Origin of the sequence: Pantoea sp. Morm, from assembly GCF_016643525.1 — a bacterium.
GTDB lineage: Bacteria > Pseudomonadota > Gammaproteobacteria > Enterobacterales > Enterobacteriaceae > Pantoea > Pantoea dispersa.
On sequence record NZ_VOQX01000037.1, the window covers coordinates 24,572 to 47,708 of the forward strand.

A 23,137-nucleotide genomic window follows, 5' to 3' on the forward strand; every position below is an offset into this window, starting at 1 on the left:
GCGTTAATGAGCTCGTGGAGGCAGATGCGGTTCGAGTAACTGTAGCAGACGCTGCAGTGCGCCCTGATTCTGGTGCAGCACGTCTACCGCGTGGCGGCCGTAGTAGCGGCGATAATCGTCATCCTGCAGCAGGTTCGCCACTTCTTTTTCCAGCGACACCACATCAGTAACGGTAATCAGCCCTTCCGCCTGTTGCAGACGGGCGCAGATATCTTTGAAGTTCCAGATGTGCGGGCCCATCAGCACCGGAATGGCATGCGCAGCGGGCTCGAGCGGATTGTGGCCGCCGCGCTCCACCAGGCTGCCGCCAACAAAGGCCAGATCGGCGATGCCGTACAGCAGCATCAGTTCGCCCATGGTATCGCCAATCACCACCTGCGTGGCGCTGGAGGGGATCTCGCCGCTGCTGCGCAGGGTAAAGCTGAAGCCGCGTTTTTGCGTCAGGTTGCAGGCATCTTTAAAACGTTCCGGATGGCGCGGCACCAGAATCAGCAGCAGGTCCGGGAACTGTTGCAGCAGGCGGCGATGGGCGTCAAGCACGATGGCCTCTTCGCCTTCGTGCGTGCTGGTGGCGATCCACACCGGGCGGCGCGACGCCCACTGGCGGCGCAGCGTCACCGCGCGTGCTGCCAGCTCAGGCGTAACGGAGATATCAAACTTCAGACTGCCGGTCACGGCCAGGTGCGAGCGCTTCAGGCCAAGGCTGAGGAAACGATCGCCGTCCTCAACGTTCTGCGCGGCGATCAGCGTAATGCGCTGCAGCAGGTCACGCATGAAACCGCCGAGCTTTTTATAACCTCTGGCGGAGCGTTCAGACAGGCGCGCATTGGCAATCACCAGCGGAATCTGGCGCTGATGCAGAATGCGAATGATGTTCGGCCACAGTTCGGTTTCCATGATAATCACCAGCCGCGGGTCGACGGTATCGAGGAAACGGTTGATTGAACCGGGCAAATCGTACGGCAGATAGACGTGATGCACGTCTTTGCCGAACGCCGACTGGGCGCGCTCGGAGCCGGTGGGCGTCATGGTGGTCACGGTAATGGGCAGCGTCGGATAGCGATGACGCAACGCGCGCACCAGCGGCACGGCGGCAAGCGTTTCACCGACCGAAACCGAGTGCAGCACGATGCCGTGCGGCGCTACTTTACCGCTGCAGTAGCCGTAGCGTTCCGCCCAGCGTTTACGATAGGCCGGTGCTTTTCGACCGCGCAGCCACAGGCGCAGCCAGATCAGTGGCTGAATCAGATAAAGCAGGGCTGTATAGAGAGTCGTCATAGTTAAGGTTACGACCAGTTCGCGTCAAAAAACACAGGAAAGGCGGCATGTTAACAGAAACTGACCGCCTGCTCATACCACTTCGTCAACGGGTTTGCAGAACGTGCTGATAAAGCGAAGTCAGCGCCTGCGCCAGTCTTTGCGGACCATAAGGTTCAATTTTGCAACGTGCGGCTTCGCCCAGCGCCGGATTGTGCGAAAGTGCAGGCGTTGCCATTACCGCTTCGTTTAACGCTTTGATATCCAACGCATCGCAGACAAAACCTTCCTCACCGTTGGTGATAAATTCTGCGCCGCCGCAGCCGGTGCTGGTAATGATTGCCAGCCCGCAGGCCATCGCCTCCAGCACCACATTGGGGAACGGATCGTACAGCGTTGGCAACAGCAGCGCATCGGCAGCGTGATAAAACGGCTGAACGTCCTGCTGCACGCCCGCAAAGCGCAGGCGGCCGAGACAGTTAAGCTGGTTCGCCAGCTGCTGATAGCGCGCCAGCTGTTTGTCCTGGCCGACCACCACCAGGTAGCGATCGCTATTAGCGACCGCTTCGATAGCGGCCTTTAGCCCTTTGCGTTCGAAGCCGGAGCCAACGTAGATCATCACCGTGGCGTCCTGCGGCAGGTTGAGTCGCTGACGCGCGGCGTGACGCAGCGTATCGCTGGCAGGCTGAAAACGCTGGCTATCAATGGCGTTGTGAATCACGTGGATTTTGCTGGCATCCAGCGCGAAGTGGCGCAAAATATCCTGCTTCACCATGTGCGAATTACAGATCACCGCTTTCAGCGAGGGCGCATTGAACATCTCCGCTTCCGCCTGCAGCACATAGCGATGGTACGGGCTCAGGCTGGCGCTCAGCCGCTGCCACGGCGAAACAATGCGCGCGCGCTGCTCCAGCCATACGCGATGCACACCGTCGCCGGCGCGGAAAATATCGCAGCCGGCGATGCGCTCGTGGCTCTGTACGATATCGAACTTTTCCCGCTCCCAGCAGGCGCGCGCCGCGCGGGCAAAGCCGCGTTCACGCGAGATGCGGCCAAACTTTGCCGGATTGCAGATGTGCAGATGCCAGGCCGGGTTCGGCGTGCCCTGCCAGCTGCGGGTAATGATGTTGAGATCGAGCTGCTCGCCGTCCAGGGCTTCCAGCGCGCGTGAGATAAAGCGCTCGGCACCGCCGTCCGGCCGATATTTCTGCCGGACAATCGCCAGCCGTAACTTAGTCATGCAAAAGGCTCCTGGCGGCGGCAAGCACATCCTCAACCGGGATGGCAGACAGATAGCGCTGCTCGGTATTGGTATTGATCGAATCCGGTGACGGCAGCGGCGCATAGTCGCCCGCCCAGATAACGCGGTTATTGTCGCCCCACGGGCGCCAGTGCTGCAGCTTGGTCGGGCCGAACAGCGCCAGGCACGGCGTCTGCAGCGCCGCGGCCATGTGCATCGGTGCGGAATCGACGCCAATAAATAGCTGTGCCGCGTCGATCAGCGCCGCCAGCTGCGGCAGCGAGAGCTGGCCCGCCAGCGACACCACGTTCGGCGTGCGGCACAGCGACTGGATATGGGCGATCATCGCCAGCTCTTTCTGATCGGGCGCGGCGGTCAGTACCACGCTGCGACCATCAGCGGCCAGCGCATCAATCAGTTGCGCCACCTTTTCATCTTCCCAGCACTTAAAAACCCAGCGCGAGGTGGGCTGCAGCACCACAAACGGTCCGGTAATCGGCTGCTGAGCGAGGACGTCCTGCACTTTTTGCTGGTCGGCCGTGCTGAAATGCATGGAGGCTGTCGCCCCGGCGGTGGGAATGCCGAGCGGCTGCAGCGCCGTCATGTTTTGTTCCACGGTGTGCAGCTGATGGTGACGGTCGGTGGAAACCAGCTGGTTATGGCACCAGCGCCAGAACGCGTTGTCGCGCTTGCGGTACGCAAAGCCAATGCGCACCGGCGCACCGGACAGGCCGGTAATAATGGCACTGCGCCACTGGTCGGCCAGATTAATCACCACATCGTAATGGCAGGCGCGCACCGCCCGCACCAGCGCGACCTCATGGCGAAACTTCTGCCAGCCGCCTTCCTTTTTCCAGTTGCGATCGATGATATGCAGCTGACGGATCGCCGGATGCGCTTCCAGCATCGGGCGCGTCTCTTTATACAGCAGCACATCAATGTTGGCCTGCGGATAGCGCTGGCGCAGCGCATTGATGGCAGGCGTGGTCAGCAGCATATCGCCATGATGACGCAGCTTTATCAGCAAAATATTTTGCGGTGCAAAGTGGGCTGGAATCGGGCTTGCCATACTCAAATCATCTCAAAATTCAGTGAGCTGATTGTAGGGCAAACCCTGGAGGGGTTAAAGCCGCGGCGGGCGCTTATTTATTGCGCCAGCGATAAATGCGGCTCAGCCACAGCAGCAGCTGATACCACTGACGCGCGCCGCGCGCATTGCGCAGCATGCGTTTGTGCGTCTGGCTGCTAAACAGATCGGCGATCATCGCCTGGCGCGCTGCGGCGTCTGGTTCGCGCCGGATAGCGTGGCACACGCTGAGCGCTTCGCGGGTAATCTGCGCGTGGAAGCTCGGATAAATCTTCACCTTGTGACGATAGCGCGTATTGATCTCTTCCAGCATGCGCGCGATTTTCAGGTAGTGACGCTGATAGTCGACGTTGTGCTGGCCGGTGCGCTTGCGGTTGCTGATCGACGCATCGTGCATGTAGTAGCGATACAGCACCCGATCGGTGTAGCGCACGCGCTTAACGTTGAGCATGAACTCAGTGGTCCACGGGATGTCCTGATGATGCAGACCGGGTTCAAACTGCAGATTAAGCTGTTCGATCAGCTCACGGCGGTAGATACCGAGCCACACGACGTGCAGGTAACGCCGGGTTTTCAGCGCCTTGTTGAGCCACTCCGGCCCGCTTAATACGCCGGTGCTGGTGAGGCGATCCCGCGGAATCATCGGCTTAGTTGTCTGGCTGGCCTTGAAAAACCACTCGGCGTTGCACTGCGCAGCGTCCAGCCGATCGCGCTCCGCCATGTCGACCAGCGTCTGGTACATCGCCGGGTCCATGGTGTCGTCGGCGTCGGGAAAGCTGACATATTTACCCCGCGCCACAGCCAGCCCGGCATTGCGCGCACGCGACACGCCACCGTTCGGCTGATGAACCACCTGGATATGTGGGTACTGCTGCGCCAGCGCGTCGGCGCGCTCGCCGGAGCCGTCGGTGGAGCCATCGTCAACAATGATGATCTCCAGCGACGTCAGGGTTTGCGCCAGCAATGCATTGATACAGCCGGTAAAGTCAGCACCAGCGTTAAACATCGGGATAATGAGACTGAGTAGCGGGGATGAGCTATCGGGCTGCGCTGTCATGTTCTTCGTTGTTCCGTCGCGCCAGGCGCTGCTGCTGCCGGGTGCGGATAAAATCATGGATATCATTTAGCTTGCGTTCATCCAGCTCGAACAGCTGTTCAACCGGATGGGCAAATTTGTATTGCGCAGCGAACACAAACGAAGAGGGCGCGATGTGGTTCGGGCCAATTAAGAGCACGTCACCCAGCGGCCTTTGCTCCTCTACGCAGCAGGGACCATAAATTAAAATCACCGGTACCTGTTGCGCGTCGGCAATATACACATTGCCGGAATCCGAGGCGATATAGAAATCCATCTCGTTAATGGCGGCAGGCAGCGCCTCGAGCGGAATTTTACCTACCAGACTCACCAGATTGTTTCGCTGACCGGCAACTTTAAACAACTCCTGAACGCGTGATTGTTCATTCGGTGCGCCGAATGCAAAAAAAGTGCAGGGGAGATCGCTCAGGTGGTCGAAAAGCCGACACCAGATTAACGGCGGAATGGTTTTGGCCTGATTTCCTGCCGTTACGCTAATACCAATACGGATGCCCGGCGCCTGCGTAATTTCCGCGGGCAGCGTTTCCGGTTGCCATAGTGGCAGGGTGGCATGTTTGGGATAACTCTCTTTGGTAAAAGAGCGATCGGCCAGTTTCAGGTAATTTTCCAGCGTTAAGGTATTTTTCTCGTGATAAACCACGCCGCTGGCCGTTAAATAAAACAGGCCCTGATAGCCTTTGCGCCGATAGCTGGAAAGAAACTGTTTGTTGCTGGCATTGCAGCAGGCGGCAATAAATAAATTGAGATTGGTGGGATGCAGCAAATAAATATTGTCGTAGCGATTGAGCAGCTGCCACACCAGTTTTATTTTTTTCATCAAACCGGAGCGATGATCTTCGATATACCAGATGTGCTCCAGCGTGGCGTCACGTTCAGCCAGCGGGGCGACACTATAGCTCAGCAGGGCATCGCTTTTTCCCAGGTGGGATAATAACGGCGTGATATTAATATAGTCGCCGATTTTAGCGGTTTGTATCACCAGGTTTTTACCGGTGCGGCCATGGACAAACTTCATCACCCATTTGACCGGCGAAAAAAGAATAAACAGTAGTACGTACGTCAAGTAGTCATCCCCATGATTCGGTCACACCGTCATGGGGGACCTGTTAACCTGAAACGTGCTGCGTGGTTGAAAATGACGTCTCCGCCACCTGAATAAGCTGCAGGTATTGCTGGCAAACAACGCTCAAACTATAAATGCTTAAGTCCAGATGTTGCAACCTGGGGGGAGTTGTATAAATTTCTCGCATTTTTTCTGCCAGCGATGTTGCATTCATCTCTGCCAGACCGCGTGACAGTTCGCCGGTGAGGATTGAAACAGGACCGCCCGGACAGCGCGTACTGACCACCGGGGTGCCGCAGCTCAGGGCTTCGACCAGCACATTACCAAAACCTTCACTGTCGGAGCTGACCACCAGCAGGCGCGCGTGCCGTATCCAGGGATAAGGATTGCGCTGAAAACCCTCGAAGCGTACGCGCTCCGCAATGGCAGAATTCTGCGCCTGCTCACGCAATTTTTGCGTTATTTTTTCGCTTCCCTGTCCCAGCAAAACCAGCGGCGCGGTGATGCCACTCAGGGCATAGGCTTCGAGCAGGCGGTCATGGCGTTTGGTTTCATGGAAGCGTCCCACATGCACCAGGAAATCGGTGCCGGCTAACGGGCAGGGTTCAGCCGCCAGTCGGGCGAGGCTGTCAAAATCGAAAGGATTGGCGATCACTTTGGCCTGGCGGGGCTGTACGCCAATGTTTTGCACCATATCGTCGATGACGTACTGCGAAACCCCGACGATTTGGCGATCCTGATAAACGTGACGGATTTTCAGCCGCTTCAGCCATAGCGAGAAGCCGGTTTTACGTGCCAGATACGAAGCAGAAAACACGCCGTGCAGACAGAACCAGGTCCTGTCTCCATCGAGCGCAGGCGTTTGCCTGACAATGCGGTCAGTTTTATGCAGATGAGAGAGGATCAGATCAAATTTGCCGTGCCGCGCTTCACTGTCGCGCACCGCACGATCCAGCAGGCGCGCGCGGCGCCATGTTTCTGTCAGCTTGCGCCACGGGTGGTTACAGCGATCAAGAATCACCTGGTAATCCACGCCAGCCGGAATAGGGTAATCACATACCTTCCGCAATGAGAAGATCGAAACCTGGTGTCCCTGACTGAGGAAGCCCCCCGCCAGAGTCAGTACGACTTTTTCGGCGCCGCCGCCCGGCAGGCCATCAATCACCATTAAAATGCGTTTCGACAAAATTTTTTACCCCTACATGCCAGTCTGCTGTAAAGACTTAGCTGCTATCATTCCCGGTGCTATCAGGACTTAATATAAGAAAATTCAATTAATTATTTTTATGGCCAGGTAATTTTACACGAACGTGCGCTCGGTTAATTGCTAAAATTCAGGCCAGTGAAGAGTTTAAATTATTCTAGTTTAACTAATCTTATACCGCTATCGACTTCCCCCTGAACCCGCATGGGAAAAGTTTGCGCCCGTCAGGAGCGTTGCGTACCATAGCGATTATAACACTGTAATTCACCGGATAAGTTATGGAAAAACCTGCCTTTTTAATTACCCTTGATACCGAAGGGGATAACCTGTGGCGCAATCGCAGCGGCAAGGTCACTACCCATAACGTCCGGTTTTTACCGCGCTTCCAGGCGCTGTGTGAGAAATACGGTTTTAAACCGACCTGGCTGACCAACTATGAGATGGCCAGTGACCCGGCTTATGTCGAGTTCGGGCGCGATCTGCTGGCGCGCGGTCAGGGCGAAATCGGTATGCATTTACATGCCTGGTACAGTCCACCTGAATATGCGCTGACCGACGATGAGTGGCGTTACCAACCTTATCTGATCGAATATCCGGAAAACGTCCTGCGCGATAAAGTCGCCTTTATGACCGATCTGCTGGAGAACGCTTTTCAGCGTAAAATGACCAGCCACCGCGCCGGCCGCTGGGCATTTAATGAAGTGTACGCCCGCGCCCTGATCGACCAGGGCTATCTGGTTGACTGCTCGGTTACGCCGCGCGTGAGCTGGCGTAATGCGCAGGGTGCACCGCAGGGACAGGGCGGAACGGATTACAGCCATTTCCCCGATCGCGCTTATTTCCTCGATGAACAGGATATTTCCAGGCCGGGCGACAGCCCGCTGCTGGAACTGCCGATGAGCATTCAGTATCGCTATGGCGCGTTCACCAATCAGCTCAAACAAGTGTGGAATGGCATCCGCGGCAGGCAGCGTGGACCTTCAGTGAACTGGCTGCGTCCGGTGGGGGGGAATCTGGCCCAGATGAAACAGGTGGCAGAACAGACGCTCGCACAGGGCAACGACTATGTGGAGTTCATGCTGCATTCATCCGAGTTTATGCCAGATGGCAGCCCCACGTTTAAAACGGAGGCTGATATTGAACGCCTGTATGACGATCTGGAAGGCCTGTTCAGCTGGCTGGCGACCCGGACGCAGGGGATGACGCTCACGGAGTTTGCCCTGCTGAAGCAACAGCAGCGCTAAGCCGCCCAATCGCGTTATAGCGCGATCTCAGCCAGCATGGCCATCACGTCGTCAGGCTGAATGTCTGCCATGCTGCTGCCCTGAGCGGGCCGTAACGCATGCTGATTCCTGCCGTAGCCACCAATCAGACCCGGGTCAGTCGGGCCGAACAGGGTGATGTTGGGGCGATCCAGCGCGGCGGTCAGATGGCTCAAACCGGTATCCACCGAGACCACCGCACGGGTGCCCGCCAGCTGCTGCGCCACCTGCTCCAGCGTTAGCTTCGGCAACACCTCTGCGTGATCAAACCCTGCTGCCAGCCGCTGCGCGCGCTGGTGCTCGTGTTCGGCGCCCCACGGCAGCCTGACGCGCAGGCCAGTGGGCTGAACCCGCGCGATGAGCTGGCGCCAGTGATCTTCCGGCCAGTGTTTGTTGTCGCGCGTTGTGGCGTGCAGAAACACCAGGTACGGTTGGCTATCCTGCGGTTGCGCCGCGAGAAAATGACCGGCAATGGCATAGTCGCCCTGCGTGGCCGGTTTTTCATAGCCCAGACTTTTCGCGAACAGTTCGCGCGTGCGTTCCACGGCGTGCTGCTGCTTGCCAATCTCATGACGCTTGTCATACCACCAGCTGGCGAACGGTTCGCGTGCGCTGCGGCTGTCCTGGCCATGTTTAATGCCTTTGGCGAGGCGCGTCACCAGCGCGGCGCTTTTAATCAGCCCCTGGGCATCAATCACCACGTCGTACTGACGTGACTGCAGCTCGCGTTTGAATTGCACGCGCTCCTCGCGCTGCTGGCTGCCAAACCAGTGTTTGCGCCAGCGACGAATCGCCACCGGCAGGACTTTGTCAACGGCCGGATGCCAGCCAGGAATTTGCGCAAAATTCTCTTCCACCACCCAGTCGAAGCGAATGCCGGGAATCGCCTGCATCGCGTCGGTCAGTGCCGGCAACGTGTGCAGCACATCACCCATCGACGAGGTTTTAACAATCAAAACGTGCATGGTTACTCCTGCACCGGATGCAGTAACTCATTGAGTTCCTGATGCACGCGTGCCGGTTGAATATCAATCAGGCTCTGGTGATAGCCCTCTGCGGCATCGCCTTTGCGCACTTTGTGGTAGCCGGTAATCAGGCGAATGATGCGCGCCTGATGGGATAGCGGCGGCGTGAAATCCGGGCTGCTCGGGCCATACAGCGCCACCAGCGGCCGGTTGAGCGCGGCGGCAATGTGCATCAGTCCGGAATCATTGCTGACGACCGCAGCACAGTGGGCGATCAGAATCACCGCCTGCTCCAGCTGCGTTTCGCCCGCCAGATTGCGGCAGTGCGCGCGTGCCGTGTCCGGCAGCGCCTGCAGGATCGCCTCGCCGGTTTCCCGATCTTTAGCCGAGCCGAACAGCAGCACCTGATAGCCTTCAGCAATCAGCTGTGCCGCCAGCGCGGCGTAGTGATAGTGTGGCCAGCGCTTCGCGGGACCAAACTCAGCGCCGGGGCAGAAGCCGATGGCCGGGCGATCGGCCGACAGCGCAAACTGCGCCGCGGTCATGCGTTTTTCATCGTCGTCGACGCGCAGCTGCGGCCACAACAGCGGCTGAGGCAACTGTGCTGCCGCCGCAACCGGCTGGTCATAGCCCAGCGCCACATAGCGCTCCACCATTAAGGGAAACGCGGCTTTGTCCAGCACCCGCACGTCATTCAGCACGCCATAGCGCATTTCGCCGCGCCAGCCGATGCGGCGTTTGATGCCGGCAAAAAACGGCACCAGCGCCGATTTAAAAGAGTTTGGCAGCACATAGGCGCGATCGTAACCGCTGGCCCGCAGCGCTTTGCCCAGGCGACGGCGCTCACCCAGCGCCAGCGCACCGTGGCCAAGCGGCATCGCCAGCGCCTGATTCACTTCCGGCATGCGTGACAGCAGCGGCCGGCACCAGGCCGGCGCCATCACATCAATTACCGCCTCAGGGTGCGCCTGTTTCAGCGTGCGATAGAGACTTTGCGACATCATCATATCGCCGACCCAGGAGGGGCCAATAACCAGAATTTTCATCGCCGGTGCCGGTTTCCTTATGCGTGACGGTTCAGCCAGGCCATGTATTCGCCCACGCCCTGCGCAACGGTTTTAAACGGTTTGTCATAGCCCGCGGCGCGCAGTTTGCTGAGATCCGCCTGCGTAAAGGCCTGGTAGCGCCCTTTCAGTTTGTCCGGGAACGGGATGTATTCGATCTGGCCTTGCTGGTGGAACTTCAGCACCGCATCCGCCACTTCCTGGAAAGATTCGGCGCGGCCGGTACCACAGTTATAGATGCCGGAAACGCCGTTTTCCCAGCACCACAGATTGACCGCCACCACATCATCAACGTGGATGAAGTCACGACGGAAGCTGTCGCTGCCCTCGAACAGCTTAGGATTTTCACCGTTGCTGATTTGCGTATTGAGGTGGAACGCGACGCTCGCCATGCTGCCTTTATGGCCTTCACGCGGCCCGTACACGTTGAAATAGCGGAAGCCGCACACCGGCGAATCTGCTTCCGGCAGAATCTGGCGGACATAGTGGTCGAACAGCATTTTTGAGTAGCCGTACACGTTGAGCGGCTGCTCGTACTGGCGCTCTTCAATGAAGTTCTCGTTACGCCCGCCGTAGGTGGCGGCCGAGGAGGCATACAGGAACGGAATTTCACGTTCGAGGCAGAAGTGCAGCAGATCTTTCGAGTACTGATAGTTGTTATCCATCATGTACTTACCGTCCCACTCGGTGGTGGCTGAACAGGCACCTTCATGGAACACCGCTTCAATCGGACCCAGATCTTCACCCGACATGATGTAGGTGAGGAACTCCTCTTTATCCATGTAATCCGCGATGTCCAGATCCGCGAGATTCACGAATTTGGTGCCATCTTTCAGATTATCCACCACCAGGATATCGGTATGACCGCGATCGTTGAGCGCTTTCACAATGTTGCTGCCAATCATGCCCGCGCCGCCGGTTACGATAATCATATGCTTTGCCTTTAAACAGTTGGGGTGAAACAGGAGGTTTCACGCACGAATACCTAACATCATAACATTTCAGCCCGATGCGGACAGCCAGATGACGCCGATCGCGCTGCACAAATCCTGCGCGCCGCGTGAACTATGCTGCAAAACGGAGATTTCCCTGGCTGAATTGTCGTCCATTCGCTTTTCGATCAGTAATATGTGCCAAAATTTTGCTATCTGAGGAGCAGAATCATGTCCGATCAGTTCTATTCACAAATCCGGCAACAGCTTGAGACAACGCGGCAGGACGGATTGTTCAAACAGGAGCGCACCCTGACCTCGGCGCAGCAGGCGGAAATCAACGTCGCCAATAGCCCGCCGGTGATTAACTTCTGCGCCAATAACTATCTCGGCCTTGCGAACCATCCGGCGCTGATTCAGGCCGCCAAAGACGGTATGGATACGCATGGTTTTGGCATGGCGTCGGTGCGTTTTATCTGCGGCACGCAGGACAGCCATCAGCTGCTGGAGCGCCGGCTGGCGGAGTTCCTCGGCATGGAAGAGGCCATCCTGTTCTCCTCATGCTTCGACGCCAACGGCGGGCTGTTTGAGACCCTGCTGGGCGCGGAAGACGCGATTATCTCGGATGCGCTCAACCATGCGTCGATCATCGACGGCATCCGCCTGTGCAAAGCCCAGCGCTATCGTTACGCCAACAATGATATGGCTGAGCTGCGCGCGCGCCTGCAGGAGGCCCGCGACAAGGGGGCGCGCCATCTGCTGATTGCCACCGACGGCGTGTTCTCCATGGATGGCGTGATCGCTAACCTGCAGGGCATTTGCGACCTGGCCGATGAGTTTAATGCGCTGGTGATGGTGGATGACTCGCACGCGGTGGGCTTTGTCGGCGCAAGCGGACGCGGCACGCATGAATACTGCGGCGTGATGGATCGCGTGGATATTCTGACCGGCACGCTGGGTAAAGCGCTGGGTGGCGCGTCCGGCGGTTACGTGGCGGCAAAACGCGAGGTGGTTGAATGGCTGCGTCAGCGCTCGCGCCCTTATCTGTTCTCTAACTCGCTGGCACCGGCGATTGTGGCCGCATCGCTGCGCGTGCTGGATCTGCTGAACGAAGGCGATGGGCTGCGGCAGCGGCTGTGGGAAAACGCCCGCTTCTTCCGGGAAAAAATGACCGCCGCGGGCTTTACGCTGGCCGGTGCCGATCACGCCATCATTCCGGTAATGCTGGGCGATGCCAAAGTGGCGCAGCAGTTTGCCAGTCTGCTCCAGCAGGAAGGCATCTACGTTACCGGCTTCTTCTATCCGGTGGTGCCGCAGGGCCAGGCGCGCATTCGCACGCAGATTTCTGCCGGCCACACTCAGGCGCAACTGGAGCACGCGGTGGCGGCCTTCACGCGCATCGGACAACAGTTAGGGGTTATCACTGCAGGAGCCAACGGATGAAAGCACTGGCTAAACTGAAAGCGGAAGAGGGGATCTGGATGGTGCACGACGCACCGGTGCCGGAGCCCGGTCATAACGATCTGCTGATTAAAATCCGCAAAACCGCCATTTGTGGCACCGATGTGCACATCTATAACTGGGACGACTGGTCGCGCAAAACCATTCCGGTGCCGATGATCACCGGCCACGAATACGTGGGCGAAGTGGTCGGTATCGGTCAGGAAGTGAAGGGGTTCGCCATTGGCGATCGCGTATCGGGCGAAGGTCACATCACCTGTGGCCACTGCCGCAACTGTCGCGCCGGCCGTACCCATTTATGCCGTAATACCGTGGGTGTCGGGGTTAATCGTCAGGGCTGCTTCGCTGAATATCTGGTGATCCCGGCGTTTAACGCGTTCAAAATTCCCGACAATATTTCCGACGAGCTGGCGGCGATTTTCGATCCATTCGGTAACGCGGTGCATACCGCGCTCTCGTTTGATCTGGTGGGAGAAGATGTGCTGATTTCCGGTGCCGGACCGATTGGCATTATGGCGGCAGCGGTGTGTAAGCACGTCGGCGCACGAAACGTGGTGATCACTGATATCAATGAATATCGCCTCGGGCTGGCGCGTGAAATGGGCGTGACGCGTGCGGTCAACGTGGCGCAGCAGAATCTGCGCGAGGTGATGACGGAACTGGGGATGACCGAAGGCTTTGATGTCGGACTGGAGATGTCCGGCGCGCCGCCGGCGTTTCGTACCCTGCTGGAGACCATGAATCACGGCGGACGCATTGCGCTGCTGGGCATTCCGCCGGGTGAGATGTCGATTGACTGGAATCAGGTTATCTTCAAGGGGCTGTTTATCAAGGGGATTTACGGCCGTGAGATGTTTGAAACCTGGTACAAAATGGCCGCGCTGATTCAGTCCGGCCTCGATCTGACGCCGATCATCACGCATCGCTATCACATCGACGACTTCCAGCAGGGCTTCGACGAGATGCGCTCCGGGCGTTCAGGCAAAGTGGTACTGAGCTGGGATTAAACGACATACCGGCCTGCGGGCCGGTGATGCTCAGGATTGCTGTTTTTCCGCATCGGTCAGGTAACGCACCTTACGCGTGTAGTCCTGGCCTTTGAAGCTCAGCGGCTGGTGCGGATCCTGCAAATATTTTTGCCATTCACTTAAGGGGAAGCCGCCATGCGCGCCAATCACCTGCGGTGGAATCACGGCCGACTGACCGCCAATGCGTTTCGACACCGGCCAGTTAGCCCACTCGCCCAGATTGACCGTGCGGATATCCAGCAGGTCGAGCAGGGCAGCGAGCGGTAGCTGATCGGTTGGCGGCTGGTCGTCGTTCATCAATTCCCAGGTATCATTAAATAACGTCAGCCACAGCGGACAAATACGCTGCCATGTGCGACGGGAGGCCGCCAGATAGGCGCCATTCACGTGATCCTGCAAATAAGGGCGAACGGTGTGGTGGTAATAGGCCGGAATATGTTCTTCTGGCGCGCCGGCCAGTTTGGCGATCATCTTGCCCTGACGGAAGCTGCTATACAGATGATGCTCACGCATCGCAATATCCGGCGTTTTTAATAAATTGAGATCGGAATCGATCATCAATATACCTTCACCGGTCGCCTGCAAGGGGGCCTGAAGTTTTATCAGGCGGCTGCGGTAGATCTGTTTATAACGGTAGTTTTCTTCTCGAAACGGCACTTCCAGCGTCACCACGCGCACGCGTGCCGGCAGCGGCGGAAAAGCGCTGGAAGGCTGATCGCTGACGATGACAATTTCGCTGATGGTGTCGGCGCAGCGGCTGGCAAAATAAGCGCTGAGCACCGCTTCTTCAATGTAATCAGCGCCGGTACAGGGAATGACCACAGAACTGACGGCAATTGTGCCCTGCGCATCCGCCTGCGTGGCGGGAATGTTGTGGCGCGAGAGAATATAGCGACGGTGTTTATTTAAAAAATCAAACATGCTTTTTTCTCTCCATGACGTTTTCCAGAATGTTTTCCACGCCCGACACGTAATGTTCAATGCTATAGCGCTCGCGCACCCGGGCGGCGGCGGCGGCGATTAAACGCTGGCGCAGTGCAGTATCCTGCCACAGCGCGCTAAGATGCTGGCTAAGCTGTTGCGTATTGCCATAGTCAAACAGTAAACCGGTCTCGCTGTGTTGAATTAATTCCGACGTACCGACGACATTCGAACCTATCACCGCCGTATTCACCAGCATCGCTTCCAGCACCACGCGCGGCAGCCCTTCACTGGCTGAGGCGAGAATAAACGTATCGAATGCCGCCAGATAATCCAGCGCGTTATTTTGAAAGCCGGTAAAAATAACCTGCGCGGCAATCCCCTCTTTTTGTGCCAGCTGCTGTAAGTGCTGCTGCTCCGGGCCGGCACCGACGATCACCATTTTCCATTTAGCGGCAGGATGCGCGCGGCTGAATGCACCTAGCGCCTGCAAAATATGATGGTTGGATTTACGCGCAATCAGGGAACCGATGGAGCCGAAAATAAAGGTATCCGCGGGATAATCAAAGCGCTGACGCACCGCCTCACGCACCGGCAGCGGCTGATGAATATCGATAGCGTTGGATACGGTAAAGCAGCGCTGCGCATCAACACCGCTTTCGCTTAAGGTGCGGTGTACGCCCTGTGACACGGCAATCACCGCATCACAATGCCGATTAATCATGTTGACCAGCGCATTATTGAGTAACGGGTCAATGCGGCAGTGCTGAATTAACGCCACGTGAGTCTGTTCAGCGGCGAGATAGCCTTCAACGTTGGTGCTGGGCTGATTATTCATGTACAGCGCATCATAGCCACCGTCGCGTAAAATCGTCGCGATTTGGCGGGCGTTAGGCTGCATGCGCCACTGGCGATCGATGTGGTCGATGGCGCTTTTTTTCACCGCGCGGTTAAAAAACAGCAGGGTGCGCAGCAACTCTTTGGTGATTTTTGCCCAGAGCGGCTGGCGGCGCTGCGCAATAAATAGCACCGGAATGCCGATCGCGTCTAATACCGAGGCAATGGTCTCCTGATTGCCACGCGCATAATTCTGATAAAAACAGCAGGTGATAGCGAAACGCTGGCGATCGATGCGCTTGAGTAATTCCAGCATGCTGTTGGTGCCGCCGCCCCATTCGCGCCCGGTATCCAGCAGCAGAATTTTCTTTCTGGTTGACGTCATCTGTTCCGATATCCTTGCGCGGAAAAGGTGTGGCGTTAAATAAGGCGCAGCCCGCTGCGCCTGATAATCAGAATAGCTGTTTAAGCGACTGCACGAGTGAACTGCCGGTAATGCTCTCTGTCACCACCTCCACCGCACGACTCTGCGGTACGGCAGGCAGCGGCTGGCCCGGCTTACACACGCCAGGCGCGCGGAATACCGGGGTACGCGGTTGCACCGGCGTGCTGGCCGGCGGCGTAGCGCCCTGGCGCAGCGGTTCGTTGAGCAACTGGCTGGGGCGGACGAGGGTGATATCGCCCGGTAGCGTCGGCAACATCTGCTGCAACACCCGTACCGTGGTGGGATGCGGATGGCCAATGGCGATAGCGTAGCCATCACGCTGTGCCAGCTTCACTGCGCGAGTGAACTGGGTGCGAATCGCCGCTTCATTCTGGCTGTCGTCGAGGAATACGCGCCGCTTCAGCACCTTAACCTGCGTGTCCTGTGCGGCCGGGACCGACTGGCTGTTGCCAATGGTCATGCTATCGAGGAAGTAGTAGTTGTAGTGATTGAGCACCTGCATCACTTTCTGCATGCCGGGCAGGCTGGAGGTCATTTTGCTGCCCATATGGTTGTTCAGGCCAACCGCATACGGCACTTTGTTGCTGGCGTCACGCACGATGCGCGCGATCTCTTCGCTGCTCATCTCCGGCGTCAGCGTATCCTTTTCCAGCGGCTGCTTGCTCAGCGGCGCCATCGGCAGGTGAATCAGCACCTCGTGACCGCCCTGATGCGCTTTGGTTGCCATATCCCGCGCATGAGGCGCATTGGGCAGCACCGCCACAGAAATCGCGGCGGGCATCTGCAGCACTTTATTCTCTTCAGCCGGGCGGTAGCCGAAGTCGTCAATGACGATAGCCAGTTTTCCCGCATGGGCGGCAAAGGTGAAAAACAGCCCGCACAGGGCGGCGCTAAGCTTTTGGGACTGAAACAACACTTATCTTCCTAACCACGGCAGTGGATTGACGGCCTGTCCCTGACGACGAATTTCAAAGTAGAGCGAGGGCGTGCCGCGGCCGCCGCTGGTGCCCACGAGGGCGATAGGCTGTCCTGCCTTCACCTGCGCACCGACGCTCACCAACGCGCTCTGATTGTAGCCATAAAGGCTCATATCGCCTTTACCGTGTTCGACGACCACAACCAGGCCGTAGCCTTGCAGCCAGTCGGCCATCAGCACGCGACCATCAGCAATGGCTTTGACTTCAGTGCCTTCCGGGGCATCAATCACCAGACCTTTCCAGCGCAGTTCGCCCTGCATTGCTTCACCAAAGCGATGTTCAATGCGACCGCGCACTGGCCAGGTGGCCTGTCCGCCCGGCCGGCCAAGGCCGCCGGTGCGCGCCATCAGCTCGCGCTCGCTTTGCGTAGGGGAATAGCTGGAGCCTTTGGCTTTTGCCTGGGCCTGACGCTGGCGCACTTTTTCCGCCTCGCGCGCTTCGCGTTGCGCCCGTTCGCGCGCCTCACGTTCGGCTTTGGCAATTTTGTCCTGCAGGCGGCTTTCGTTCTGGCGCATCTCGACCAGATCGGCCTGGTCTTTCTCCAGCGCGCTCTCCAGTGCGGACAACGTTTTCTTACGCGCGGCGCTGGCGGTTTCCAGCTTGTTCTGTTGCGTCTGCTGCTGCGCTAACAGCGACTTTTGCTGCTCCTGCTTGCCCTGCAGCGCCTGACGCTGCTGCGCCAGTTCCTGCTGAGTCTGCTTAAGCTCGTCGATGTTTTTCTGCCGGGCGGCATTGAGGTAGCCAAAATAGGCCAGAATGCGTTCGCTGCGCTGTGCTTCTTCACCGCCGAGCAGCAGCTGTACGCCGTTGTGCTGGCCCTGACGAAACGCGGCATCCAGCTGCTGCGCCAGCAGTTTTTCCTGCTGCGCCTGCTGCTTTTCCAGCCGGGCAATCGCGGCGGTGGTTTGGGCGATTTCGCCGTTCAGCGCGCTCAGGCTGTTGCGGGTTTCACGCAGCTGGCGACTGGCCTGGGCAATCACTTTTTCCTGACTCTGCAGCTGATCGAGCAGCTTACTGCGCTGCAGCTTCTGCGCTTTAACGCTTTTCTCTTTTTCGGCGATGTCCTGCTGAATGGACTTTAGCTGCGTTTTGCTGTCATCGGCGCTATGCGCGGCGACGGGCAACAGCAACGCACCCGCACAAAGCAGGCTAAGGGAGATATCGGACCAGCGAAATGACAACGGAGATGCCGGGTCGTTGTAACGGGTCCTTGTGTGTGTAACGGTCGCTTTTCCCTTCATAGTCGATAATTATTCCACGATGAACAGCCGCTTACCAGTTATCCCGGCCGGGTTTTGCTTTACGAAAGATGTCGGCCACAGCTTACCGGGATAAAGATTGTCTCAATTTTGCGATTAGAACACTTTTTTTGGAAAATGACGCACAAATCGTAACTCTGCCCGCTTCGCGACTGTACATGCGAAGTGGCGCAGGTATACTCAGAACCCTTGTTTTAGCTTATTAGCCCCGGTCTGGAGTCGTTACCCCTCATGCAAGAAATTATGCAGTTTGCAAGCAATCACCCCATCCTTAGTCTGGCATGGGTCGCTTTACTTATTCTGGTGATTGTAACCACCGTTAAAGGAATGTTCTCTAAGGTAAAAACCATCAGCCGTGGTGAAGCAACCCACCTGATCAACAAAGAGGACGCGGTGGTGGTAGACGTTCGTTCACGCGACGACTATCGCAAAGGACACATTTCAGGGGCTATTAACATCGCCGCAGTCGATATCAAAAAAGGCAGCTTCGGCGAGCTGGAAAAGCACAAGTCGCAGCCCATAATTGTGGTATGTGCCACCGGCCAGAGCGCCGCAGAACCGGCAGCCACCCTTAGCGCAGCGGGTTTTGACAAAGTGACCGTGCTGAAAGATGGTGTGAGCGGCTGGAGTGGCGAAAACCTGCCGCTGGTTCGCGGTAAATAACTTCCTGAGGTATCACCGCATGGCTAATGTTGAGATTTACACCAAAGTGACCTGTCCTTATTGCCACCGGGCGAAGGCGTTGCTGGATCAAAAAGGCGTGTCATACCAGGAGATTCCCATTGATGGGGACGCGGTAAAGCGTGAAGAGATGATCAAACGCAGCGGCCGCACCACGGTGCCACAGATCTTTATTGACGCGCAGCACATTGGCGGCTGTGACGATCTCTACGCGCTGGACGGGCGTCAGGGACTCGATCCCTTGCTCCGCGCATAATATTTTCGACCGACAATTTTCACTTAAAGGATTCAGTAACATGTCAGAGCATAGCAGCAACGAAATGCAGTTCCAGATTCAACGCGTTTACACCAAAGACGTCTCATTTGAAGCGCCAAACGCACCTCAGGTTTTCCAGAAAGAGTGGGAACCGGAAGTGAAGCTGGATCTGGACACCGCCTCTTCTCAGCTGGCGGATGAAGTGTATGAAGTCGTGCTGCGCGTTACTGTCACCGCCACCGTGGGCGAAGACACCGCGTTCCTGTGCGAAGTTCAGCAGGCCGGTATCTTCACCATCAGCGGTATCGAAGGCACGCAGATGGCACATTGCCTCGGCGCATACTGCCCGAACATTCTGTTCCCGTATGCGCGTGAATGTGTCACCAGCCTGGTGTCACGCGGTACCTTCCCTCAGCTCAATCTGGCGCCGGTCAACTTTGATGCGCTGTTCATGAATTATCTGCAGCAGCAGGGTGAAGGCGAAGCGCCACGTCAGGATGCCTGATGACTACACTCAACGCTTCGATTAGCGTCATCGGTGCCGGCTCGTACGGCACCGCACTGGCCATTACGCTGGCCCGTAATGGCCACCCGGTGCTGCTGTGGGGCCACAATCCGCAAAGCGTGGCGCAGCTGCAGGCTGACCGATGCAATAGCGCTTTCCTGCCCGATGTTCCTTTCCCCGATAATCTCGTTCCTGAAGCCGATCTGGCCCGCGTCGTCAGCGCCAGCCGCGATCTGCTGGTGGTGGTGCCAAGCCATGTGTTCGGCGACGTGCTGATGCAGCTCAAACCGCTGCTGCGTGCCGACTCACGCATTGTCTGGGCGACCAAAGGACTGGAAAAAGAGACCGGACGGCTGCTGCAGGATGTGGCGCGCGAAATCCTCGGCGACAGCATTCCGCTGGCGGTGATTTCCGGCCCGACCTTTGCCAAAGAGCTGGCGGCCGGTTTGCCGACGGCGATTGCGCTGGCGGCCACTGACGCGCAGTTTGCCGACGATCTGCAGCAAAAGCTGCACTGCGGCAAAAGCTTCCGCGTTTACAACAATCCGGACTTTATCGGCGTGCAGCTGGGCGGCGCAGTGAAAAACGTCATTGCGATTGGTGCTGGAATCTCCGACGGCATTGGCTTTGGCGCCAACGCGCGTACGGCACTCATCACCCGCGGTCTGGCGGAGATGAGCCGTCTTGGTGCTGCGCTGGGTGCCGATCCGACGACCTTTATGGGTATGGCGGGTCTTGGCGATCTGGTGCTGACCTGTACCGATAATCAGTCGCGCAACCGCCGTTTCGGCATGATGCTGGGGCAGGGCGAAAGCGTGGATGAGGCGCAACGCATTATCGGACAAGTTGTAGAAGGCTACAGAAATACCAAAGAAGTCAAAGCATTAGCTGCGCGTGTGGGCGTGGAAATGCCAATAACCGAGCAAATTTATCAGGTATTATATTGCGAAAAATCGGCGCGAGAGGCAGCATTGAGCCTGCTTGGTCGTACAAGGAAGGACGAGAACAGCCAAAGCTAAAGCAGGACGCTTAAGCATTATCACCTGTAGCGCCTAATCGGGCGCTTTTTTATCGGGAGCAAACAGCAATGTCGTCTGAAGAGTTAGAACTGGTCTGGAACCATATCAAAGCCGAAGCCAGAGCGCTGGCCGATTGTGAACCGATGCTGGCCAGTTTTTACCATGCGACCTTGCTCAAGCACGAAAATCTCGGCAGCGCGCTCAGCTACATGCTGGCTAACAAGCTCGCTAACCCGATCATGCCCGCTATCGCCATCCGCGAAATTGTTGAAGAAGCCTATCGTCAGGATCCTGAGATGATTGTCTCGGCCGCGTACGATATTCAGGCGGTGCGTCAGCGCGATCCGGCGGTCGACAAATATTCCACGCCGTTACTCTATCTGAAAGGTTTCCACGCGCTGCAGGCGTACCGTATTGGCCACTGGCTGTGGAAAGAGGGACGGCGCGCGCTGGCGGTGTATCTGCAAAACGAAATCTCGGTCTCATTCGCCGTGGATATTCATCCGGCGGCGCGCATCGGGCGTGGCATCATGCTGGATCACGCCACCGGCATCGTGATTGGTGAAACGGCTGTGGTGGAAAATGACGTCTCCATTCTGCAGTCGGTCACGCTGGGTGGTACCGGTAAAACCAGCGGCGATCGCCATCCGAAGATCCGTGAAGGGGTGATGATTGGCGCGGGGGCCAAAATCCTTGGCAATATTGAAGTCGGGCGCGGTGCTAAAATCGGTGCCGGTTCGGTGGTCTTGCAGCCGGTACCACCCCATACCACGGCGGCCGGCGTGCCGGCGCGCATTGTCGGTAAACCAGCCAGCGACAAACCGTCGATGGATATGGATCAGCACTTCACCGGCGCCGGGTTTGAGTACGGCGACGGCATCTAGCCTTTGATCAACGCGCCCGCATAATCCAGCTGGCGCCACGCCTCATACACCACCACTGAAACCGCATTCGACAGGTTCATGCTGCGGCTCTCCGCGCGCATCGGAATGCGGATCTTTTGTTCTGCCGGCAACGCATTAAGAATTTCTGGCGGTAAGCCACGGCTCTCCGGGCCAAACAGCAGATAGTCGCCCGGCTGATAGCTGACGGCGCTGTGCGCCGGTGTGCCTTTGGTGGTCAGCGCGAATAAGCGCTGTGGCGCTTCCGCCGCCAGAAAAGCAGCGTAGCTGGCGTGCTTTTTCAGCGCGGTATATTCATGGTAATCCAGTCCGGCGCGGCGCAGGCGTTTATCATCCCAGGCGAAGCCTAACGGCTCAATCAGGTGCAGCTGAAAGCCGGTATTGGCGCACAGGCGGATGATGTTGCCGGTATTTGGCGGGATTTCAGGTTCAAATAAGACGATGTTTAGCATAAGGCCCCCGGAAACGAGGGCCGCAGCATAGCAAATTATTGCCGGGCGGAGTACAGCGGCAGCCACAGCGTCAGGCGCAGACCGCCTAACGGGCTGTCATCGGCTTTCACCCAGCCGCGGTGCTGTTGCACGGCGGTTTCGACAATCGCCAGCCCGAGCCCGGTGCCGCCGGATTCACGGTCACGCGCTTCATCGGTGCGGTAGAACGGACGGAAAATCTGCTCGCGATCTTCCGGGCTGACGCCGGGACCGTCGTCGTCCACGTGCACGGTAATGCCCTGAATATCCACCGCAAAGCTAACGCTGATGTGCGTGTGTGAATAGCGCAGCGCGTTACGCACAATGTTCTCCAGCGCGCTTTCCAGCGCATGCGGGTTGCCGTACAGCGGCCATGGACCGGGCGGATAGGGCACGTCCATGGTTTTACCCATCTGCTCCGCTTCGAATTTGGCATCTTCCAGCACGCCATTCCACAGCTGGTTGGCCTTCATCGCTTCGCTCACCAGCGCGTTCTTGTGCTGGGTGCGCGACAGTACCAGCAAGTCGTTGATCATGCCGTCCAGACGCTGCGCTTCGGTCTCAATGCGCTCCAGCTCTTTGCCTTCGCCATGACGCCGGCGCAGTAGCGCCGTCGCCAGCTGCAGACGCGTCAGCGGCGTGCGTAATTCATGGCTGATATCCGACAGCAGACGCTGCTGTGCCGTCATCATGCGTTCGAGCGCGCTCACCATCTGGTTGAAACTGGAGCCGGCAGCGAGAAATTCCTGCGGGCCCGATTCCAGTTCCGGATGCTGACGCAAATTTCCGCTAGCCACTTCATCCGCGGCATGTTTTAGTTTGCGTGCCGGACGCGCCAGGCTCCACGCCAGCCACAGCAGCAGCGGTGAGCTGATTAACATCGTGACGATGAGCAGCAGCAGAGGACGGTCAAACAGCAGGTTGACGAAATCGAGCTGGGAACTGGTGGCGGGACGGATCAGATACAGCTGGTAATTGTCTTCGCCGTCGCGCACCGCGAAGGGACCGACCATCTCGACGCGGCCATACTTTTTCTTCTGCGGATGATCGGCATTATCAGACTGGCCGATAAAGTTGCGGATCACCTGCATTTCATTGTGCTGCGCACCGATCACCCGTCCTTCGCTGGTCACCAGCAGCAGGCGCTGACCGGGCGGTGCCCATTTGTCGATGGCGCGAAACAGCCGGCGCCACCACATCAGGTCG

The 23,137-nt window shown here is 57.7% G+C and carries 23 protein-coding genes; 8 read left to right on the top strand and 15 right to left on the bottom strand.

The window, feature by feature from the left end:
• Nucleotides 1-3: 3 nt before the first annotated feature.
• From waaA to FT726_RS14375, 6 genes are all read right to left on the bottom strand, one after another.
• Nucleotides 4-1,278: a lipid IV(A) 3-deoxy-D-manno-octulosonic acid transferase gene (gene waaA / locus FT726_RS14350; protein WP_021507071.1), complete on the bottom strand. Its 1,275-nt coding sequence runs from the start codon at nt 1,276-1,278 to the stop codon at nt 4-6.
• An 85-nt stretch (nt 1,279-1,363) separates the two neighbouring features.
• The gene (locus tag FT726_RS14355) at nt 1,364-2,497 is read right to left on the bottom strand and encodes a glycosyltransferase family 4 protein (protein WP_346302952.1); all 1,134 of its coding nucleotides are present in this window, start codon (nt 2,495-2,497) and stop codon (nt 1,364-1,366) included.
• Entirely contained in the window at nt 2,490-3,566 is a 1,077-nt protein-coding gene (gene rfaQ / locus FT726_RS14360; RefSeq protein ID WP_104094251.1) for a putative lipopolysaccharide heptosyltransferase III, read from the bottom strand. The genes FT726_RS14355 and rfaQ overlap by 8 nt, the downstream gene beginning before the upstream one ends.
• A 73-nt stretch (nt 3,567-3,639) precedes the next feature.
• Nucleotides 3,640-4,641 (bottom strand): glycosyltransferase, encoded by a 1,002-nt coding sequence (locus tag FT726_RS14365; protein WP_288421230.1) that lies wholly within the window; start codon nt 4,639-4,641, stop codon nt 3,640-3,642.
• Nucleotides 4,622-5,743 carry a glycosyltransferase family 9 protein gene (locus FT726_RS14370; protein ID WP_058759423.1) on the bottom strand — a complete coding sequence of 374 codons (1,122 nt, stop codon included), beginning with the start codon at nt 5,741-5,743 and terminating at the stop codon, nt 4,622-4,624. Before FT726_RS14370 ends, FT726_RS14365 begins: the two co-directional genes overlap by 20 nt.
• 43 nt (nt 5,744-5,786) lie before the next feature.
• Nucleotides 5,787-6,911 carry a glycosyltransferase gene (locus tag FT726_RS14375; protein WP_288421309.1) on the bottom strand — a complete coding sequence of 375 codons (1,125 nt, stop codon included), beginning with the start codon at nt 6,909-6,911 and terminating at the stop codon, nt 5,787-5,789.
• Between the two features lie 314 nt (nt 6,912-7,225).
• On the opposite strand from FT726_RS14375, the gene FT726_RS14380 reads away from it, so the two are divergent.
• A complete protein-coding gene (locus FT726_RS14380) occupies nt 7,226-8,191 on the top strand; it encodes a polysaccharide deacetylase family protein (protein WP_288421228.1) in 966 nt (321 codons plus the stop codon).
• Nucleotides 8,192-8,205: 14 nt separating this feature from the next.
• Here FT726_RS14380 and rfaC read toward each other — a convergent pair whose 3' ends face one another.
• From rfaC to rfaD, 3 genes are read right to left on the bottom strand one after another with little or no spacing between them, the layout of a single operon-like run.
• On the bottom strand, nt 8,206-9,174 hold the full coding sequence (gene rfaC, locus FT726_RS14385; RefSeq protein ID WP_346302953.1) for a lipopolysaccharide heptosyltransferase RfaC: 969 nt from the start codon (nt 9,172-9,174) through the stop codon (nt 8,206-8,208).
• A 2-nt stretch (nt 9,175-9,176) separates the two neighbouring features.
• On the bottom strand, nt 9,177-10,220 hold the full coding sequence (gene rfaF, locus FT726_RS14390) for an ADP-heptose--LPS heptosyltransferase RfaF (protein WP_058759419.1): 1,044 nt from the start codon (nt 10,218-10,220) through the stop codon (nt 9,177-9,179).
• A 17-nt stretch (nt 10,221-10,237) separates the two neighbouring features.
• Nucleotides 10,238-11,170 (bottom strand): ADP-glyceromanno-heptose 6-epimerase, encoded by a 933-nt coding sequence (gene rfaD, locus FT726_RS14395; RefSeq protein WP_021507062.1) that lies wholly within the window; start codon nt 11,168-11,170, stop codon nt 10,238-10,240.
• A 231-nt stretch (nt 11,171-11,401) separates the two neighbouring features.
• Here rfaD and FT726_RS14400 point away from each other — a divergent pair, with 231 nt between their 5' ends.
• Both FT726_RS14400 and tdh read left to right on the top strand, forming a co-directional pair.
• Nucleotides 11,402-12,613: a glycine C-acetyltransferase gene (locus FT726_RS14400; RefSeq protein ID WP_058771026.1), complete on the top strand. Its 1,212-nt coding sequence runs from the start codon at nt 11,402-11,404 to the stop codon at nt 12,611-12,613.
• The gene (gene tdh, locus FT726_RS14405; RefSeq protein WP_058759416.1) at nt 12,610-13,638 is read left to right on the top strand and encodes an L-threonine 3-dehydrogenase; all 1,029 of its coding nucleotides are present in this window, start codon (nt 12,610-12,612) and stop codon (nt 13,636-13,638) included. The genes FT726_RS14400 and tdh overlap by 4 nt, the downstream gene beginning before the upstream one ends.
• A 30-nt stretch (nt 13,639-13,668) precedes the next feature.
• On the opposite strand, the gene FT726_RS14410 is transcribed toward tdh, so the two are convergent.
• From FT726_RS14410 to envC, 4 genes are all read right to left on the bottom strand, one after another.
• Nucleotides 13,669-14,580 (bottom strand): hypothetical protein, encoded by a 912-nt coding sequence (locus FT726_RS14410; protein WP_088516666.1) that lies wholly within the window; start codon nt 14,578-14,580, stop codon nt 13,669-13,671.
• Nucleotides 14,573-15,802, bottom strand: a complete 1,230-nt coding sequence (locus FT726_RS14415; RefSeq protein WP_346302954.1) for a glycosyltransferase — start codon at nt 15,800-15,802, stop codon at nt 14,573-14,575. The genes FT726_RS14410 and FT726_RS14415 overlap by 8 nt, the downstream gene beginning before the upstream one ends.
• A 67-nt stretch (nt 15,803-15,869) precedes the next feature.
• The gene (locus FT726_RS14420) at nt 15,870-16,775 is read right to left on the bottom strand and encodes a divergent polysaccharide deacetylase family protein (RefSeq protein WP_346302956.1); all 906 of its coding nucleotides are present in this window, start codon (nt 16,773-16,775) and stop codon (nt 15,870-15,872) included.
• 3 nt (nt 16,776-16,778) lie between these two features.
• Nucleotides 16,779-18,080 (bottom strand): murein hydrolase activator EnvC, encoded by a 1,302-nt coding sequence (gene envC / locus FT726_RS14425; protein ID WP_288421221.1) that lies wholly within the window; start codon nt 18,078-18,080, stop codon nt 16,779-16,781.
• Between the two features lie 249 nt (nt 18,081-18,329).
• Here envC and FT726_RS14430 point away from each other — a divergent pair, with 249 nt between their 5' ends.
• From FT726_RS14430 to cysE, 5 genes are all read left to right on the top strand, one after another.
• The gene (locus tag FT726_RS14430; protein WP_222985947.1) at nt 18,330-18,761 is read left to right on the top strand and encodes a rhodanese-like domain-containing protein; all 432 of its coding nucleotides are present in this window, start codon (nt 18,330-18,332) and stop codon (nt 18,759-18,761) included.
• Nucleotides 18,762-18,780: 19 nt separating this feature from the next.
• A complete protein-coding gene (gene grxC / locus FT726_RS14435) occupies nt 18,781-19,035 on the top strand; it encodes a glutaredoxin 3 (protein WP_010616518.1) in 255 nt (84 codons plus the stop codon).
• A gap of 40 nt (nt 19,036-19,075) precedes the next feature.
• Nucleotides 19,076-19,540, top strand: a complete 465-nt coding sequence (gene secB, locus FT726_RS14440) for a protein-export chaperone SecB (protein ID WP_021507054.1) — start codon at nt 19,076-19,078, stop codon at nt 19,538-19,540.
• Complete coding sequence (gpsA, locus tag FT726_RS14445; RefSeq protein ID WP_136546186.1) at nt 19,540-20,559, top strand: NAD(P)H-dependent glycerol-3-phosphate dehydrogenase; 1,020 nt, start codon at nt 19,540-19,542, stop codon at nt 20,557-20,559. The genes secB and gpsA overlap by 1 nt, the downstream gene beginning before the upstream one ends.
• Before the next feature lie 68 nt (nt 20,560-20,627).
• Entirely contained in the window at nt 20,628-21,443 is an 816-nt protein-coding gene (gene cysE, locus FT726_RS14450; RefSeq protein ID WP_021507052.1) for a serine O-acetyltransferase, read from the top strand.
• Here the strand turns inward: cysE and trmL are convergent.
• Both trmL and cpxA read right to left on the bottom strand, forming a co-directional pair.
• Complete coding sequence (gene trmL / locus FT726_RS14455; RefSeq protein WP_021507051.1) at nt 21,440-21,913, bottom strand: tRNA (uridine(34)/cytosine(34)/5-carboxymethylaminomethyluridine(34)-2'-O)-methyltransferase TrmL; 474 nt, start codon at nt 21,911-21,913, stop codon at nt 21,440-21,442. The genes cysE and trmL overlap by 4 nt on opposite strands.
• 35 nt (nt 21,914-21,948) lie before the next feature.
• On the bottom strand, nt 21,949-23,137 hold a 1,189-nt coding region (gene cpxA, locus FT726_RS14460), incomplete at its 5' end, for an envelope stress sensor histidine kinase CpxA (protein WP_346302955.1).

Excerpts from the sequence above, each read along its gene's own strand:
- waaA (WP_021507071.1), bottom strand. The coding sequence starts at position 1,278 with ATGACGACTCTCTATACAGCCCTGCTTTATCTGATTCAGCCACTGATC.
- FT726_RS14355 (WP_346302952.1), bottom strand. The coding sequence starts at position 2,497 with ATGACTAAGTTACGGCTGGCGATTGTCCGGCAGAAATATCGGCCGGAC.
- rfaQ (WP_104094251.1), bottom strand. The coding sequence starts at position 3,566 with ATGGCAAGCCCGATTCCAGCCCACTTTGCACCGCAAAATATTTTGCTG.
- FT726_RS14365 (WP_288421230.1), bottom strand. The coding sequence starts at position 4,641 with ATGACAGCGCAGCCCGATAGCTCATCCCCGCTACTCAGTCTCATTATC.
- FT726_RS14375 (WP_288421309.1), bottom strand. The coding sequence starts at position 6,911 with ATGGTGATTGATGGCCTGCCGGGCGGCGGCGCCGAAAAAGTCGTACTG.
- FT726_RS14380 (WP_288421228.1), top strand. The coding sequence starts at position 7,226 with ATGGAAAAACCTGCCTTTTTAATTACCCTTGATACCGAAGGGGATAAC.
- rfaC (WP_346302953.1), bottom strand. The coding sequence starts at position 9,174 with ATGCACGTTTTGATTGTTAAAACCTCGTCGATGGGTGATGTGCTGCAC.
- rfaF (WP_058759419.1), bottom strand. The coding sequence starts at position 10,220 with ATGAAAATTCTGGTTATTGGCCCCTCCTGGGTCGGCGATATGATGATG.
- rfaD (WP_021507062.1), bottom strand. The coding sequence starts at position 11,170 with ATGATTATCGTAACCGGCGGCGCGGGCATGATTGGCAGCAACATTGTG.
- FT726_RS14400 (WP_058771026.1), top strand. The coding sequence starts at position 11,402 with ATGTCCGATCAGTTCTATTCACAAATCCGGCAACAGCTTGAGACAACG.
- tdh (WP_058759416.1), top strand. The coding sequence starts at position 12,610 with ATGAAAGCACTGGCTAAACTGAAAGCGGAAGAGGGGATCTGGATGGTG.
- FT726_RS14410 (WP_088516666.1), bottom strand. The coding sequence starts at position 14,580 with ATGTTTGATTTTTTAAATAAACACCGTCGCTATATTCTCTCGCGCCAC.
- FT726_RS14415 (WP_346302954.1), bottom strand. The coding sequence starts at position 15,802 with ATGACGTCAACCAGAAAGAAAATTCTGCTGCTGGATACCGGGCGCGAA.
- envC (WP_288421221.1), bottom strand. The coding sequence starts at position 18,080 with ATGAAGGGAAAAGCGACCGTTACACACACAAGGACCCGTTACAACGAC.
- FT726_RS14430 (WP_222985947.1), top strand. The coding sequence starts at position 18,330 with ATGCAAGAAATTATGCAGTTTGCAAGCAATCACCCCATCCTTAGTCTG.
- grxC (WP_010616518.1), top strand. The coding sequence starts at position 18,781 with ATGGCTAATGTTGAGATTTACACCAAAGTGACCTGTCCTTATTGCCAC.
- secB (WP_021507054.1), top strand. The coding sequence starts at position 19,076 with ATGTCAGAGCATAGCAGCAACGAAATGCAGTTCCAGATTCAACGCGTT.
- gpsA (WP_136546186.1), top strand. The coding sequence starts at position 19,540 with ATGACTACACTCAACGCTTCGATTAGCGTCATCGGTGCCGGCTCGTAC.
- cysE (WP_021507052.1), top strand. The coding sequence starts at position 20,628 with ATGTCGTCTGAAGAGTTAGAACTGGTCTGGAACCATATCAAAGCCGAA.
- trmL (WP_021507051.1), bottom strand. The coding sequence starts at position 21,913 with ATGCTAAACATCGTCTTATTTGAACCTGAAATCCCGCCAAATACCGGC.